This is a genomic window from Caballeronia sp. ATUFL_F2_KS9A (genome assembly GCF_023630765.1).
GTDB classification, from domain to species: domain Bacteria; phylum Pseudomonadota; class Gammaproteobacteria; order Burkholderiales; family Burkholderiaceae; genus Caballeronia; species Caballeronia zhejiangensis.
The window spans coordinates 1-285 of record NZ_JALQEK010000065.1 but is presented as its reverse complement, the minus strand read 5'-3'; the positions used below and the strand labels follow the sequence as shown (position 1 = coordinate 285).

Annotated in this window: 1 pseudogene; it reads right to left on the bottom strand. The window is 63.2% G+C overall.

Features of this window, described 5'->3' with window-relative positions:
- Positions 1-189, bottom strand: a pseudogene (locus tag NCS67_RS31800) (DUF4400 domain-containing protein); the annotation flags it as partial.
- Between the last annotated feature and the right edge of the window lie 96 nt (positions 190-285).

Genomic DNA, 285 nt, shown 5'->3' with positions numbered 1-285 from the left:
GAACTCTTCGTTGGCGCTGCGCATGGCGCGGTCGACACGTTCCTGCCCCACCGACTCAACTAGAGAATGTGTTTCCGCTTCCGGCACCTCGAATAGCTTGCGCTCCGGGATGGCCGGCATGACCGCGATGGCTAGCACCGGCACGAGCAGAAACCACACCTTGATGTGCGAACCGAACCGACTAGCCATGCAGCACCCTGAGCAGCATGAGGGCGGGCACCGACACTAGCGCCATCAGTCCGCCCCAAAACAGCGCCGGCCGGAATTCGGCAATCGTCGCCAGCG